General features: G+C 50.0%; 12 protein-coding genes and 1 tRNA gene. 4 read left to right on the top strand and 9 right to left on the bottom strand.

The window, feature by feature from the left end; genetic code table 11:
- Positions 1-27 precede the first annotated feature (27 nt).
- Positions 28-468 (bottom strand): hypothetical protein, encoded by a 441-nt coding sequence (locus AWQ22_RS06525; RefSeq protein WP_232321519.1) that lies wholly within the window; start codon positions 466-468, stop codon positions 28-30.
- A gap of 371 nt (positions 469-839) precedes the next feature.
- Positions 840-2,216 (bottom strand): replicative DNA helicase, encoded by a 1,377-nt coding sequence (gene dnaB, locus AWQ22_RS06520; protein ID WP_065710545.1) that lies wholly within the window; start codon positions 2,214-2,216, stop codon positions 840-842.
- A gap of 145 nt (positions 2,217-2,361) precedes the next feature.
- Here dnaB and ruvA point away from each other — a divergent pair, with 145 nt between their 5' ends.
- Positions 2,362-2,991, top strand: coding sequence for a Holliday junction branch migration protein RuvA (ruvA, locus tag AWQ22_RS06515; RefSeq protein WP_065710544.1), 630 nt, complete (start codon positions 2,362-2,364; stop codon positions 2,989-2,991).
- A gap of 58 nt (positions 2,992-3,049) precedes the next feature.
- On the opposite strand, the gene rpiA is transcribed toward ruvA, so the two are convergent.
- Both rpiA and AWQ22_RS06505 read right to left on the bottom strand, forming a co-directional pair.
- Positions 3,050-3,751 carry a ribose-5-phosphate isomerase RpiA gene (gene rpiA, locus AWQ22_RS06510; protein WP_065710543.1) on the bottom strand — a complete coding sequence of 234 codons (702 nt, stop codon included), beginning with the start codon at positions 3,749-3,751 and terminating at the stop codon, positions 3,050-3,052.
- Positions 3,752-3,867: 116 nt separating this feature from the next.
- A complete protein-coding gene (locus AWQ22_RS06505) occupies positions 3,868-4,302 on the bottom strand; it encodes an RNA-binding protein (RefSeq protein ID WP_065710542.1) in 435 nt (144 codons plus the stop codon).
- 594 nt (positions 4,303-4,896) lie between these two features.
- Between AWQ22_RS06505 and AWQ22_RS06500 the strand changes: the two genes are divergently transcribed.
- Positions 4,897-6,711, top strand: coding sequence for an aspartate kinase (locus AWQ22_RS06500; protein ID WP_065710541.1), 1,815 nt, complete (start codon positions 4,897-4,899; stop codon positions 6,709-6,711).
- A gap of 211 nt (positions 6,712-6,922) precedes the next feature.
- On the opposite strand, the gene AWQ22_RS06495 is transcribed toward AWQ22_RS06500, so the two are convergent.
- From AWQ22_RS06495 to AWQ22_RS06485, 3 genes are all read right to left on the bottom strand, one after another.
- Positions 6,923-6,995, bottom strand: a tRNA-Phe gene (locus AWQ22_RS06495).
- A gap of 98 nt (positions 6,996-7,093) precedes the next feature.
- Positions 7,094-7,687, bottom strand: a complete 594-nt coding sequence (locus AWQ22_RS06490) for a DUF3177 family protein (protein WP_030006486.1) — start codon at positions 7,685-7,687, stop codon at positions 7,094-7,096.
- A 198-nt stretch (positions 7,688-7,885) separates the two neighbouring features.
- Positions 7,886-8,107 carry a Calvin cycle protein CP12 gene (locus AWQ22_RS06485; RefSeq protein ID WP_012306885.1) on the bottom strand — a complete coding sequence of 74 codons (222 nt, stop codon included), beginning with the start codon at positions 8,105-8,107 and terminating at the stop codon, positions 7,886-7,888.
- Positions 8,108-8,452: 345 nt separating this feature from the next.
- Here AWQ22_RS06485 and dnaN point away from each other — a divergent pair, with 345 nt between their 5' ends.
- Complete coding sequence (dnaN, locus tag AWQ22_RS06480; RefSeq protein ID WP_030006485.1) at positions 8,453-9,637, top strand: DNA polymerase III subunit beta; 1,185 nt, start codon at positions 8,453-8,455, stop codon at positions 9,635-9,637.
- On the opposite strand, the gene AWQ22_RS06475 is transcribed toward dnaN, so the two are convergent.
- Positions 9,634-10,821 carry a serine hydrolase gene (locus tag AWQ22_RS06475; RefSeq protein ID WP_232321517.1) on the bottom strand — a complete coding sequence of 396 codons (1,188 nt, stop codon included), beginning with the start codon at positions 10,819-10,821 and terminating at the stop codon, positions 9,634-9,636. The two genes, dnaN and AWQ22_RS06475, sit on opposite strands and share 4 nt — an antisense overlap.
- A gap of 551 nt (positions 10,822-11,372) precedes the next feature.
- Here AWQ22_RS06475 and AWQ22_RS06470 point away from each other — a divergent pair.
- Positions 11,373-15,065: a response regulator gene (locus AWQ22_RS06470; protein ID WP_065710540.1), complete on the top strand. Its 3,693-nt coding sequence runs from the start codon at positions 11,373-11,375 to the stop codon at positions 15,063-15,065.
- 20 nt (positions 15,066-15,085) lie between these two features.
- Here AWQ22_RS06470 and AWQ22_RS06465 read toward each other — a convergent pair whose 3' ends face one another.
- On the bottom strand, positions 15,086-15,397 hold the full coding sequence (locus AWQ22_RS06465) for a hypothetical protein (protein ID WP_030006482.1): 312 nt from the start codon (positions 15,395-15,397) through the stop codon (positions 15,086-15,088).
- Between the last annotated feature and the right edge of the window lie 41 nt (positions 15,398-15,438).

The following is a 15,438-nucleotide window of genomic DNA, read 5'->3' as shown; positions in this document are numbered from 1 at the left end:
TAGCTGATAGCCAAGCTCTTAGAAAAATTAATTTTCGCTATTTTGAGCCTGGGCCGGATCTACCCAGATAATGCGCTGTTGTTTGGGATCGACTTTTATGGTGTACTCCTGCATTAGTCGATGGCTCCCGTAGGCATCGAAGTGACGGTTAAATTCTTGGCGTAGTTTGGCGACCCGTTGTTCTGCTTCGGTGACTTCGCCCTTGAGAACAGATAACTGCTGCTGTTGGGATAGTTGGGCTGGTAACAATTGGGCAATGGAGGCGATCGCCACCCCACCGAGGAGACAATTTACAGAAATCTGCGCTGCCAATTCCCAGCAAGCGAACCGATGCTGCTTATTTGCTGCTGTTGATGGGCCAGCGCTTTTTTGATCTTGCTTATGGCGACGTTTCTGGAGAGAAATGGGGGTCTGTTGCCGGGGTGATTGTGGAGGGGAGAAGCCGTACATGAACACAGGATCCAACACTAAAAAAACAAGAAATCGCGTAACCTGAAGTTATCGAAGCATTTTTCTTTGATTGATAATGCTTATAACAAGCCTTTTTAGAAAAAATGATCGATAATTTTGCCGATGTTTAAATGACAGTAGATGCGCTGAGAATGGATCGAGGCGATCGCCCAAATCATTAAGATGTAAAAAATTTCAAGACCGAAATTCACCACAATTTTTTGGAGAATTTTGATCAAGCTTTGGCCTTGATGCTAGCAGCATCTTAGCATTTGCGTTTTAAAAAATTAGAATCTCTTCAAAAAGAAGCTCTGATCCCCAAAATTCAGGCAAATATGACCGCTCTTGATAAATAAAACAAATCATAGCCACGCAGATTTTGTTGAATTCTAATAGGTTTCTGCATAGGGGCTGGGACTCTGGGCCAGATTCAAAAACTTTGTTAGCTCCGGCTGGAAAATCAGCTTAACCGTCCCGGTGGGGCCATTACGGTGTTTCGCAATAATCACCTCGGCAATATCTCGCTCCGGGGTATCTGGATTGTAATAACTGTCGCGGTAGAGCATCAAAACCAGGTCGGCATCCTGCTCGATGGAACCTGATTCGCGCAGGTCGGACATCATCGGGCGTTTGCTGTTGCGGGCCTCAACCCCTCGACTTAACTGGGATAAGGCAAAAATGGGCACGTCTAATTCCCGGGCGAGCCCTTTGAGCGATCGCGTGATTTTTGAGAGTTCTTGGACACGATTATCGCCACCACCTTCCATGAGTTGCAGATAGTCAATGAGGATTAATCCTAACTTTCCCCCCTGTTCTGCCTGGAGTTTCCGAGCTTGCGATCGCATCTGACCCACTGTGATATTTGCCGTATCATCGATAAATAAAGGCACATCCGACAAAAATTCCACCGCCTTGAGGAGAGGGCGCATATCAACCTCATCAAGGCGTCCGGCCCGGAGACGATTACTTTCAATCTGAGCCTCCCCAGCCAAAAGGCGCTGCACCAATTGCTCCTTAGACATTTCTAAACTAAAAATTGCCACGGGAAGCCGTTCCTTTTTAGCGATATTAGTGGCCACATTTAGCGAAAAACTGGTTTTCCCCATGGCGGGACGTCCGGCAATAATCACCAGATCAGAGCGTTGGAAGCCATTGGTCATCGCATCGAGATCATAAAACCCACTCGAAAGCCCCGACAGCATTTCTTTTTCCTGCTGTTTGGTCTGGCGTTCTTCGATATTGCTAAAGGCTTCGGCAATGGTTTCGGCAATGGCGGTTAGGCCATCCTGGGGACGGGTCTGGGTGAGCCGAAAGATTTTTTGCTCGGATTCATCTAGGACATCGGGCAGAGTTTTAACGGTGTCATAGCCTAGATCAATAATTTCATGACCCCCAGCAATGAGTTGTCGCCGCACGTATTTATCCATGACCAGTTCCGCATAGTGGTCAATATTCACAGCGGAGACGGTGCGATCCACCAATTGGGAAAGCTTGGGAATACCGCCGACTTTTTCGAGACGTTCGTTGTCCTGGAGCCAGGTACTCAGGGCCAATAAATCCGTCGGTTTGCCTTGGTTATGGAGCACCAACAAACCTTGATAAATATCCCGGTGGGCCTGGACATAAAAAGCATTGATCACCAGGACATCCACTACCCGCCCCATAGCCTCTGGGTCCATTAAAATCCCCCCCAGAATAAATTCTTCGGCTTCGATATTTTGGGGCGGAAGGGCGTTACCGGGAAAAGCGGGAGTTGAATCGGCCATGGTTGGGGAGGATGTGGGGCGTAAGGAAACGCTTTCTTAATAGTCTAAACGTACTGATTGAAAATGAAAATAGCGATCGCCACCGGGACTTGCTGGAATGTCAGAGGCAATGGGAAGATCGCAGGCATTAGGCAGAGGGGATTTCATGTTTAGTTATCTTAAGGGAGAGGCGATCGCCATCCACCGGAATTTGCAGGGGCGTTTTTTTCTAATTCTCGAAGTAAGGGACATTGGCTACGAGATCCAAGTGCCAGGACGCCTCGCCCAGGAGTTGGCAGCCGCAATCGGCCAGCCCCAACACATTTTTGTCCACAGCCAGCAACGGGAGGACGGCACCTATCTCTACGGCTTTGCCAATGGTGCCACGCGGGATTTGTTCCGTCAGCTCATCAGTGTCAGTGGCATTGGTGCCCAAGGGGCGATCGCCCTCCTCGATACCCTAACCTTGCCGGAATTGGTACAGGCCATTGTCACCGCCGATCATCGCCAGCTAGCCAAAGCGCCGGGCATTGGCAAAAAAACCGCCGAACGGCTTGCCCTCGAACTGCGCAGCAAACTCAGCCAATGGCGGGATCAGTTTTCGCTTCCCGACACAGCCGCTCAACCCAATGCTGCCGTCCACGAAGATTTGGAGTTAACCTTGTTGGCCTTGGGATACCAGGAAACTGAGATCCGTGGGGCGATCGCCACCCTCAGTCAAGACTCGATTCTGTTGCAAAATGACAATGCCGACGAATGGATCCGGCAGGCCATCACTCTCCTAAGCCAGACATAACAAGACAAAAACCCCCTGCAATGAGGAGGCCTAGACTCACCTGTTCAACAAAAAAACGCTATTGAATTTCCCGGACGCGGGGTTGTCCGTCAATAATTTCGCCGACCAAAATCACATCAGCCACCCCAACAAACAGACCGTTTTCCAGGACGCCAGGGATATTATTAATCTTTTGCTCTAGGGTTGCCGGGTCGTCGATGCCAGCAAATTTAAGATCCACGACTAAATTTCCTTCATCGGTCACCACGGGGCCAGCCTTTTTTACCCCCATCCGGAGTTCTGGTTTACCACCCAATGCTTCTAGTTGACGCATCACTGGCGTAATGGCCATGGGAATAACTTCCACGGGTAATAAAAAGGTTGAACCCAAACGATCAACCAGCTTGCCGCTATCTACCACGACGATAAATTTGTTGGCGAGGGCATCCACAACTTTTTCCCGGGTGTGGGCCGCACCGCCCCCTTTAATTAAATTTTTCTGGGGATCGACCTCATCGGCCCCATCAATGGCCACATCAATGTGATCGACGGCATCCAAACTGCTTAGGGGAATGTTGTACTGTTTTGCGAGAACTTCTGCCTGGAAGGAGGTGGGAATCCCGACAATATTCTCCAGTTCACCTGCGGCTAAACGCTCACCAATGTATTGAATTGCATAGGCCGTTGTTGACCCAGTGCCTAAACCAACCACTGAGTTGGACTGGACTAGGGCGGCGGCGGCTTTGCCCACTTCCTGTTTCATGACCGTGACGGCATCCATTGTGTATCCCTCCGAGAAAAAAGTTGAATAAAAAAATTAATGCTGAAAAATTTTTTGGCGTAAACAAAACAAATCCTGCCACACGATCTGCAGCAGGAAAATCAATGACCCAAGGCCTAAACGTTAGCGGTTTGCTGTTGGAGCATATCTTTGAGCTTCTCCAGTTCACTGGCCCAGCGGGGGTCGGGTTGAGCGGAAGTTGCATCGCCGTAGCTGGATTGCTTTTTGCTGCTGCCACCACTGCGCTTGCGCTTGCCGCCTTTGGCGTTACTGGCTTCGGCGGGTTTGTCATCGCCTTTGCTACGGGGGAGAGCCTTCTCAATTTTGAGGGGACTGTCCATGAAGGATTGGCCATTGTACTTTTCGATGAAAGCATCGGCTTCTTCGTCGGTGGGGACGGTAACGAAGGCGAAACCACGGCATTTGCCTGTTTTCCGGTCTTTGATCACTTTGGTGGTTGCGTTTTCGCCTGCTTCAGCAAAGAAATCAACCAGGGCTTGTTTTTCGACGACGTCTTTGGGCAGATTGCCGACATACAAACGTACGGACATAGGGAACCTCCTAGATGTTGGTTGGGTTAGATGAAAAACTGGTTTGGGGACAAACTCGTCCAGGGATCAAGTGCTGATAATGTGGCGATCGCCTTTGACCTTGCATACAAAAAAATTTAACTGTAAAAAGACTGATCATCCAGTGTTGTTGTGCCCTAGGGCCTTCGGTGAAAACTGATCGGTTTGTCTGTCACAGGAGCAGTGGTGGCATACTTCACATCGTGCGGTTGCTCTGGAATTTTTACTTTACCGTGAACGTTACAGAATGTATAGCACCATCGAGTGACCCATTATGGGGTAAATGGTGCGGAAAGACAAGTCACTTAACGTTTTTTTCCGTTTTCCCCAGGGAATTTATGCTATGGCGATCGCCTGAAATTTTCTCGATGCCGTGGCTTTGGTGAACGATAATCCATCGTAAACCTTGGGTGAAAAAATTGCCCCTGAACGTAACAGAGATGACGGCACCACACAACAGAATGTGAAAGATCGATCAGAAAAGTCGGTAGGATTTGCTAGAGTGGATCACCGATTTTCCAAAACATCTATGGAAAGCGAATTGTGTTTTAAGTTCGGGAGAGTGAGGCAGGTTCCATGGCAATGATCGTTCAAAAATATGGCGGTACCTCCGTCGGCTCGGTGGAAAGAATCCAAGCGGTGGCCAAGCGGGTACAGCAACGGGCCCAAGCGGGCAATCAAATTGTCGTGGTGGTCTCTGCCATGGGAAAAACCACTGATGGTTTGGTGAAATTAGCCCACGAAATTAGTGGTAATCCCAACCGGCGGGAAATGGATATGCTTCTCTCTACGGGGGAACAGGTCTCGATTTCTTTACTCAGTATGGCCCTCCAGGAACTGGGACAACCGGCAATTTCCCTTACTGGTGCCCAAGTCGGGATCGTCACCGAAGCTGAACATAGCCGTGCCCGCATCCTCGAAATTAAAACCGACCGTCTCCAGCGGCACCTGCAAAAGGGAGAGGTAATCGTCGTGGCGGGTTTCCAGGGCATTTCCAAAACCGAAGATCTAGAAATTACTACCCTGGGTCGGGGCGGATCGGATACTTCTGCGGTGGCGATCGCCGCCGCCCTCAAGGCCTCCTGCTGTGAAATTTATACCGATGTGCCAGGAATTTTAACCACCGACCCGCGTATCGTCCCTGAAGCGCAACTGATGGCCGAAGTCACATCCGATGAAATGCTAGAGCTTGCCAGTTTAGGGGCGAAGGTGCTCCATCCCCGTGCTGTCGAAATTGCGAAAAATTATGGGGTGCCTTTGGTGGTGCGTTCCAGTTGGACGGAGGATCCGGGGACTTGGGTGACCTCTGCCCCGGTGAGCGATCGCCCCTTGATTAACCTCGAAATTGCCAAGGCCGTCGATGCGGTGGAGTTTGATACCAACCAGGCCCGTATTGCGATGCTGCACATCCCTGATCGCCCCGGCGTCGCCGCCAAATTATTTGGGGAAATCGCCACCCACAATGTCGATGTGGATTTAATTATCCAGTCGATCCACGATGGCAACAGTAATGATATTGCCTTTACCGTGACCGAAAATGCCGCCACCCAGGCCCAGGCGATCGCCGAAGCCATTGCCCCTACCCTCTGCGCTGGTACAGACCAAGATTTAAGCGACGTTGCAGTGATGAGCGCCAATGACATTGCCAAAATCACCATCTCTGGGGCTGGGATGATTGGCCGTCCCGGAATTGCCGCCACCATGTTCCAAAGCCTAGCTGATGCAGGGATTAATATCGAGATGATTTCTACCTCGGAAGTGAAGGTGAGTTGCGTTATCCAGCAGACGGATTGTGACCGGGCGATCGCCACCCTCTGCGATGTTTTTGACATTGCCTCTTCCCCGATGAATGCGACCCCGGCGGCTCTCAATCCCGAAGATCACCCCCCCGTCCGGGGTGTCGCCCTTGACCTCAAACAAGCGCAACTGGCCATTCGTCACGTGCCGGATAGTCCTGGTATGGCTGCCCAAATTTTTTCGCTGTTGGCCCACCAAAACATCAGCGTCGATATGATTATTCAATCCCAACGGTGCCGTGTGCTCAATGGGATCAAAACCCGTGACATTGCCTTTACCGTCGCCCAGGGGGATGCTGAAGCGGCTCGCCTCGCCCTCTCTAGCATGGCGGAACAGCTAAACTTTGGGGAAATCGAAGTAGATCCGGCGATCGCCAAAGTCAGTATTGTCGGTTCTGGGATGATTGGCGCACCAGGGGTTGCGGCTCGTTTCTTCCAAGCCCTCGCCACGGCAAAAATTAACATTCAGATGATCACCACTTCTGAGATTAAAATTAGTTGCGTCGTCCCAGAAACCCAAGGCCAGGCCGCCCTGAAACTCGTCCATGAAGCCTTTGCCCTCGGTGGTGAAGCAAAGGTGGAAGTCCCCGCCTAATCATTGCCCAAACCCAGGATTAGCCCGCCGAGGAGAATTAGGAGCAAAAGCCCCAGGATCATGAGTACGCCCATACAAATTCCCTAAAAATACAATCTGCGTTCAAACCCAGCCTAGCCCGGTTGGGTTTCTTTGTAGCGGAAACAACTTGATTCTAAAAATATTTTTCAAACAAAAAAAGAGCCCACCGAGGTGAACTCTCTTTATGCAGTGCCGGGAGGCGGAATTGAACCGCCGACACGAGGATTTTCAGTCCTCTGCTCTACCAACTGAGCTATCCTGGCGTTTTGCGCACAAGTTCTAATTTAGCAAAGCAATTTTAAATTGGCAACCCCTAAGCCTAGATTTTTCTCAAAAAAAGTTTTTTACGGGGTTTTTTCCATTATTCTTCGATGGCAATGCGGCCCTGACGTCCCAAACGGAACACCAAAAACGTCAGTAAATACACGACATAAATCACCAAGCCGACAATTCCTAAGAAGCCGAGAAAACCGGGTGTCGAGTTGGCGTGCAAAATTTGTTGGTAACGGCTGGGTGCTTCTAGCCACACTTGGCAATAGGTTCCTTGGCGCATCGCCGTCGAAAAGGCACAGCCCAAAAATGGTAGATTGGCGATCGCCCCGAGCGCACAGTAAACTGTCACCGCCCAACGCCAAGCCGTAAACGCGAGTTTTAGACGACTACCCGGCTGATCGCGAATTTCTTCATTGAGATCAATCCAAAACCATAACCCAATGGGGATCAAAATCCGTGACAACAGCCCTGTCAGATAGCCCACTGACCAACTGGGAATCAACAGATACACCGTCACCATTAACAAGCTGGCCACTTTCCAGTAAATGCCCAGGAGCCGCTGCATCGATTCCACCTTCGCGACGAAACTCCAGATCAACAGTGCAATCGGCACCATCACCGTAAAAATGACCGCCAAACGGTAGTCCATCCAGGCCAATTGCTGTAGTAACGTTTCATCCATGGTTTATGTGGGGTTTGAGACAAATTAAGATTGATTTTTCACAGTATACACAAGTCAAAGCAGTGGCACTACGGAGAGAAACCACTGCTTTGGGGGTTAGCCTTTAGCACGTTTTTTGACCTTACCGAAGCCAAGATCAATGACCAAAAGCGCATCAATTAATTTTTTTAACAGAAATAAAGGCGATCGCCGACAAAATTAGTCTTCATAAAGACGGCATTCATCCGCGTCGGGGTTATCATCACAAAACTTTTCTAGGGGACTTTTTTCCGGCTCTTTTTCCCGTTGGTGGGCGGCTTCCGCCTGGAGTTCTTCAACGGCGTCCCAAGCAGCTGCACATTCAGCGGAAGTGGAGTCAGTACTACAAGCTTCCCGAGCCGCATCACGTTCTTGTTCAATTTTTTGATGAATATTTGTCATGAATCCTCGTTTTATCTTGCTATCTTTTTTAATTAAGGGCTCCAGTGACGAATGTTGCAATGTTTGCTTAAGCTCAGCAAAAAGAAAAGACAACAGCCACTGGCGTAGGAACGAAACTCTTTGCTTTTCTTGGCAGTGATTGGCATTCACCGATGGAGATTAGCGCAGGATTAAATTCGAAAAATAAAAAGTCCCTACTGCTCCCCATTGTACCGTAGGAAACCTGGTGGGTCGGTTTATTTTAGATCGGGTATTGCGCCATCGCCGCCCCAGAAAAAATCCCGCCGGCTAGGGGATGTTGTAGTAGAATCTATCTGCTCTGCTTGGAGATCTCCAGAAAAAGCCATGAAGTTTGTTTGCAGTCAAAGTGATCTAAATAGCCAACTGTCCCTCGTCGGTCGGGCGGTGCCCTCGCGGCCTACCCACCCTATTTTGGGAAATGTGCTGTTGACTGCGGATGCGAACCGCCACCAGATTCAACTCACCGCTTTTGATCTCAGCCTCGGCATTCGCACGAGTTTTCCGGCCCAAGTCATCGAAGGGGGCACCCTAACCCTGCCAGCGAAGTTGCTCAATGATATTGTGTCGCGTCTGCCTGAGGGGGAAGTGACCTTGAGTTGTCCGTCGGATACTTTGATGAAAGGCGATGCCCAGGCGACCCTAACTGCTGCTACGGGACGGTTTCAGATTCGAGGGATGGGGGCCGAGGAATTCCCAGAATTACCAACGATCCAGGACGGTAAAAAATTAATGTTGCCGGCGATCGCCTTGAGTGAAGGCCTAGGAGGTGTACTATTCGCCGCAAGCCCCGATGAAACCAAGCAAGTTCTCACGGGCGTCCATCTCACCCATCACCAGGATTGCCTTGAGTTTGCCGCGACCGATGGCCACCGCCTTGCCCTCGTTGAAACCAGTGATCAGGTCAGTCCAGAGCCAGAATCCAGCGAAACCGGTAAACTTCCCACCTCAACCCTGGAAGATTTTGCTTTAACCATTCCTGCACGGGCGCTCCGGGAACTAGAACGAATGTTGACCACCGCCAATGAAGCGGATTTGATTGCCCTGCATTTAGACGATAGCCAAGTCATTTTTGAAGTCAACCACCAGCGCCTCACCAGCCGCAAACTAGACGGTGCCTACCCCGCTTACCATCAGTTAATTCCCCGCCAGTTTAGCCGCGATGTCACCCTAGAGCGGCGGGCTTTGATTAGCAGCATTGAACGGGTGGCGGTTCTGGCCGATCAAAAAAATAATATTGTCAAATTCCGCCTCAACAGCGCCGAACAAAAACTTCACCTCGCTGTGGAAGCCCAGGATGTGGGCAGTGGTGAAGAAGCGTTGCCCGCCCAGGTTTCAGGGACAGACCTAGAGATCGCCTTTAACGTGAGGTATCTCATCGATGGTTTGAAGGCTTTACCGAGTAATGAGATCAAGATGCAGTTGAATGAGAATAACCAGCCAGTCATTTTTACGCCCCTGGGTGCAGTGCAAATGACTTATTTGATTATGCCCGTGCAGATCCGCAGTTAAGGCGTTGGGGCTGGGGCTGTCTCTGGGGCGACTGGTTGGCTAGGCGCTTGGATAATCTCTTTTTTAGCCATGTGGTCATAGAATTGACGGCTGATTTTGTGGAGTAGCTCTTTTCCTTTAGGGTCGTTGTAGGGACGCTCGACAAAAATTGCGGCAACGTAACGCTTGCCATTGGGCAGATCAACAATTCCCGCATCGCCGATGATACTGCCGATGTCTCCGGTTTTATGGACGATGTCGGCTCCCTGGCCCAAACTCTGGGGTAAAAGGCGATCATTACTCGTGGCTCCCATGATCCGAAACAGGCGATCGCGGGAGCGGACAGACAAGATTTCGCCTTGGTTAACGCGGGCCAGGAGATGGGCAAGATCCTTAGCGCTGGTGAGGTTTGTGCCTTCGAGATCCGGCAGGGGGTTGTTTAATTGGGTTTGGGTCATGCCCCACTGCTGAAATTTGGCGTTGAGGACGGCATCCCCCCCCAACAACTCGGTGATCATGTTGGTGGCGGTGTTGTCACTGTTGACGCTCATTTCCGTGGCGGTGTAGAGGGCGGTGTAGGTGCTGCCTGGGGTTTTGTACTGCATGCCGCCAGATCCACCCCCGATGACCTCTTGAGTGAGGGTGAGGGAATCATCGAGGTTGACTTTGCCACTGTCAACGGCTTCAAAGAAGGCCACAAGAATGGGAATTTTGATCGTACTGGCGGCGGAGAGGGGGCGATCGCCAGCCACATCTAAATATTCCCCGGTGTCTAAATCCACAAAGAGCAAAGACGCATCGAGGGTAGAGTCAGCGGCGATCGCCGCTTGGGTGGTTTCTGCCAGTTGGGTGAGGGGCTTTTTTAGGGGGAGTGGCGCCGGGGCCGGGGGAGGAGAAACCTGTTCAGAGAGGAGCTGTTGGCTCGTTACGTTGTCGGGGGGAGTAACCGTGGGGACGGAGCGTAGGTTCGCCGCGCTGAGAATGGTGCCAATACAAGCACTAACGCCCACACCCACGATGAGTAAACGGAGAGGATACAGGAAGGGCCGGGGTAATTTGAGGCGTGCTTGGCGGACTGGGCGGCGAGAACGGCGATTTGTCCTTGGGGAGTTGGGGGGGGCCTGGAGCGCGATCGCCTGGGGGGAATTTCCTTGCCGATGACGGGCTTCAAAGGCGATCACCTTAGTATTGGTCGCAGCATTCAATGATCGTGGCGCTGGGGATTTTCTGCGTTTAGAACGACGGGACTTACCAACCACTGACGACTCCTACCTTGACTTTTGGGTAACTGAAATAGATTTTTTTCATTATGCCTGAAGACTTTGGCGATCGCTTCCCCTTTCTCAAAATTTTGTCAGCTCGCTGCAGCCCAAGGGAAAATTTAGAGAATCATGGCCAGCCTCTGTAACGCCATTGAGCCAAAAGCAGGAACAGCTCGTGGTGTTGCGTCTTGGACAAGGCGATTTAAATTAAATTTGTATCCTATTTTTCAATCAGGATAAATTTTTGAGCTTTGGGGAGAATCTAAATTGATTTAGTAATTTGGCGATCGCCTTTTTGCGAGAAAACATAACTTTCATGCTTAAAAATCAAGGTTAAAAAATGATCGCTTTATGCTGAATTTCACTTTAGGTCAGTAAAAGGGCTGTTAAAATTTGCTTAAATACTCAAGCCAATTTAGGGGAAATAATTAAGGCAATTCTCCCCTCCAAAATAACTGACAACAATGCTACAAAAATAATTCGGGGTGTTGTGTATGGTGAGTTTTTCTGGTGCTTTGACCTGGGAAAGTCTGCGGGGCTTTTTGACGGGGCGGATGTATATGCCCCACGGAAGCTGCTATCTATGGCAAACCCCTCTAGTTGGGCTACATCTGATGGCGAATTTGCTTACGGCGATCGCCTATTTTTCGATCCCGATTATGCTGGTTTATTTTGTCAAAAAGCGGCAGGATATGCCTTTTTCACGAGTGTTTATCCTATTTAGTACTTTCATTACTGCCTGTGGAATTGGTCACTTTTTAGATATGTTGACCCTCTGGTTTCCCATTTATTGGATTGATGGGATCGAAGGCAGTTTTACGGCTTTGATTTCCTGCTATACCGCCATAGAACTGTATACTCTTTTACCAAAATTTTTAGCGCTCAAAAGCCCGGAAGAGTTGGCAATTATCAACCAAAAATTACAACTCGAAGTGCAGGAACGCCAAAAAGCAGAAAGCATTTTGAGTCGTATTGTGGCGGGCACGGCTGCGGTTACAGGACGTGATTTTTTCTCGGCCCTAGCGGAAAATTTGGCGATCGCCCTTGATGTTTGTTATGTCGCCATTCGTGAAATCCTCGACAATGACACTCATTCGCCACAAACCCTTGCCACCTGGAAAAATCCTAAATTTCCCTCGATCCCAGCAGTGGCGATCGCCTCCCCTGCTACGGAATCCGACACCAGTCAAACGCTCCAGTTCCCGATCAAAGACCGCAATTCTCGCACCATCGGTACCCTCCATGTGCAGCACTATCAACCCACCATTGACCAAGAGCTAGCCACAAAATTAACCCGTATTTTTGCCGCCCGGGCCGCCGCAGAAATTGAGCGGAAACGCGCCCTAGACGAACTTGCCTGGGCCAATAATCAACTCGAAACCATTAATAACCAACTCGAAGAAAAGGTCGCCGCCCGCACCCAAGCGCTCAAAACAGTGAACGAAACGCTCCGGAGCAGTGAAGCCCGTTACCGTAGTTTAGTGCTCAATATCCCCGGTGCTGTGTACCGTTGTCTCCCCGACGCACAATGGACAATGCAGTTTCTTTCCAATGGTATTGAACCAATTACTGGCTACCCGGCAACGGATTTTTTACATAATCAAATTCGTGCCTTCGGAGACATTATCCACCCCGAAGATTACCCACGGGTTCTTGCCTCTTTGGGCACACTCACCCCCGATAATCCCACCTATACCGATGAATACCGTCTTGTGCGCGTTGACCAAAACATTTGTTGGGTCTTTGAACAGGGACGGGGAATTTTTGATGAAACCGGTCATTTAATTCGCCTAGAAGGGGTGATGATCGAAGTCACTGACCGCAAACTGGCTAGCCAAGCCCTTGATCAAGAGCGGCGGCAACTGCGGCAACTGATCCAAAATATGCCCGTGGCGATGGCGATGTTAGACAAAAAGCTATGTTACGTGGCCCATAGTCATCAGTGGCTTGTTGACTATCAACTTGGGGAAGAAACCCTCGTGGGGCGATCGCACCGTGAAGTTTTTGGCAATCTCCAGGAAGACTACCAACAGCACCTCCAAACAGCCCTAGGCGGTCAAGTAATTACCTGCGAAGAAGATTGCTACGTCCAGCATGATGGCAAAAAACAGTATCTCAAATGGACAGTCCAACCCTGGTATCACCGGGAAAATCAAGTGGGTGGGGTAGTGATTGTCACCCAAAATATCAATGATCTTGTCGAAGGTCGTGAGGCTGCCCTCGCTGCATCCCGCCTTAAATCGAGCTTTTTGGCGAATATGAGCCACGAAATTCGCACTCCCATGAACGGCATTCTTGGCATTGCGGAGCTTTTACAAACGACTCAACTGAATCCCCAGCAACAGGATTTTATAAAAACCCTCAGCCAAAGCGCGAACCATTTACTTTATGTGATCAACGATATCCTGGACTTTTCTAAGTTAGAAGCCGGGGAAATGCGCCTCGAATCCGTGCCTCTACAGATTATTGACTGTGTGGAGTCGGTGGCAGAGCTACTGGCTATTCAGGCCCAAACGAAACAGGTGGAATTGATCACCACCATTGATCCACAACTGGGAGGGACAGTCACGGGAGATTCAATGCGGTTGCGGCAGATATTGACGAATTTAGTTGGTAATGCGATTAAATTTACCCATCGGGGTTCTGTGGTGATCCGCGCTCTACCCATGGCCGAAGATGAGGCTTCTGTTTTGGTGAAGTTTGAGGTCATTGATACTGGGATTGGCATTGATAAAGCAGATCAAGCAAAATTATTCCGGTCTTTTTCCCAGGTTGATCCGTCTACGACAAGGGAATATGGGGGAACAGGTCTCGGCTTGGCGATCGCCAAACATTTGGTCAGTCTCATGGCCGGAGATATTGGTTTAGAAAGTAGTCCTGGCCAAGGTTCAACCTTTTGGTTTACGGCCCGTTTCCAACGGTTAGAAACGCCCTCTCCCCTGCCCCAACTGGCTCCCTACCGCGTTCTGCTCATTGACTCCCAGCCCTTGTCTTTAGAAGCGACGCGTCGGCAGCTCAGTCACTACGGGGTCAGTGTCACGGCCTATGGGGATTTTATGGGGGGAATCCTCGCCCTCGAACAGCAGGATAGTTTTGATCTGATGCTCTTGGCTTTACCCATTGTTGGTAATCAGGCAGGCATCGAAACGGTTTTAGATAAAGTAAAAACGCTCCTCCCCCGGGAAAATTTAGTGCTGCTGCTATCGGCGGTGGATTATCCTCGCTTAAAAAATTGGCTGCAGCCCCAAGGACTCCGTTATCTTCTCCGCCCCCTCCAACAGGAAGCGCTTTTACGTTGCCTCCAAGCGGAAAAAAGGCTGGATCAGACAATGGCAGATGACCCAGATTTGGATTGGACTTTAGCAGAAATTTTGGGTGATCAGGGGGAGCGATCGCCAGATATTCAAATCCTCGTGGTCGAAGATACGCCCATTAACCAAACGGTTATTCTCAATCAGCTTGAAATTATTGGTTTTCGCAGCATCGATTGTGTGAGTAATGGCCGCGAAGCCCTCGCCCAGCTCCAACAGCGGACCTATGACCTGATTTTGATGGATTGTCTGATGCCGGAACTAGATGGCTATACGACCACGGAAATGATCCGTCAACAAGAACAGGAGGATACCCACCAATTGATTATCGCGATGACAGCCAATGCGATGAAAGGCGATCGCGAAAAATGTCTAGCGGCGGGGATGGATGGCTACATTGCCAAACCTACCAGTATTAAGACTCTCCGTCAGGTCATTGATAAGTGTTTACAAAAGTCCGAAAAAAGTCGATCCATAGGGGCGATCGCCGCGCCAACGATCCAGGAAAACCCAGAAATGGTCGCAGATCCTGACGCGCCTGTAGATCTAACACAGTTGGTGCATTTTTATGGCGATAATCCCAATTTTCACCGGGAAGTATTCAAGCAATTTTTAGACTTTGCCGCCAGCTACATCGAAGCACTCCAAGGGGCGATCGCCAATCGGGATGCCAAAAAAATTTCCTACGAAGCCCATCGCCTCAAGGGAGCCGCCAGTAGCGTGAGTGTTCGTAAAATTCCAGACTGGTGCATTGCCATCGAATTCGCCCTCGCCACCGAAAACTACGCCACGATCCAGACGCTTTCCCAGCAGATCGAAACCCATTTCCAGGCGGCCCACCAGTTTATCCAGACCTACCTCGAATCCCCCGACTGATGGCCGAACAACCCTTGATCTCAGAGTTCTGAGCGGCGAATATCTTGCTCGGCTTGCTTTCTCAAAAGGCGATCGCGGCGGCTATGGTAGAGCTTCGTTTCCTCTGGGGTCATCTGGGTCGGATCCAGGATAATCAACCCATGGAAATTTAACGCCGGATAAACCTTTAAATGGGGTAAACATTCCTCCAGAGCTTGCAACACAAGGCCATAGACATCCGCTAAAAAATAATCAAAGGCCTCTGGCTGATCCCGTTGCCGATAGCCCACTGCCTGCTCCAGGTCTTTTTGGGAAATAATATAGCCCGCCTCAAATTGTGAAAACTCCAACATTGCTGCCCATACTTAAATTGATCCAAAGAAAAACATAAAAC

Origin of the sequence: Picosynechococcus sp. PCC 7117 (assembly GCF_001693275.1) — a bacterium.
Lineage (GTDB): Bacteria > Cyanobacteriota > Cyanobacteriia > Cyanobacteriales > MRBY01 > MRBY01.
The sequence above is the reverse complement of the archived record's forward strand: the minus strand, read 5'-3'. Positions and strand labels throughout refer to the sequence as shown.

Bases quoted from the DNA above. Each gene is read 5' to 3' on its own strand.
- AWQ22_RS06465 (WP_030006482.1), bottom strand. From the start codon at position 15,397: ATGTTGGAGTTTTCACAATTTGAGGCGGGCTATATTATTTCCCAAAAA.
- AWQ22_RS06505 (WP_065710542.1), bottom strand. From the start codon at position 4,302: ATGTCCGTACGTTTGTATGTCGGCAATCTGCCCAAAGACGTCGTCGAA.
- dnaN (WP_030006485.1), top strand. From the start codon at position 8,453: ATGAAGTTTGTTTGCAGTCAAAGTGATCTAAATAGCCAACTGTCCCTC.
- ruvA (WP_065710544.1), top strand. From the start codon at position 2,362: ATGTTTAGTTATCTTAAGGGAGAGGCGATCGCCATCCACCGGAATTTG.
- dnaB (WP_065710545.1), bottom strand. From the start codon at position 2,216: ATGGCCGATTCAACTCCCGCTTTTCCCGGTAACGCCCTTCCGCCCCAA.
- rpiA (WP_065710543.1), bottom strand. From the start codon at position 3,751: ATGGATGCCGTCACGGTCATGAAACAGGAAGTGGGCAAAGCCGCCGCC.
- AWQ22_RS06485 (WP_012306885.1), bottom strand. From the start codon at position 8,107: ATGACAAATATTCATCAAAAAATTGAACAAGAACGTGATGCGGCTCGG.
- AWQ22_RS06500 (WP_065710541.1), top strand. From the start codon at position 4,897: ATGGCAATGATCGTTCAAAAATATGGCGGTACCTCCGTCGGCTCGGTG.
- AWQ22_RS06490 (WP_030006486.1), bottom strand. From the start codon at position 7,687: ATGGATGAAACGTTACTACAGCAATTGGCCTGGATGGACTACCGTTTG.
- AWQ22_RS06470 (WP_065710540.1), top strand. From the start codon at position 11,373: ATGGTGAGTTTTTCTGGTGCTTTGACCTGGGAAAGTCTGCGGGGCTTT.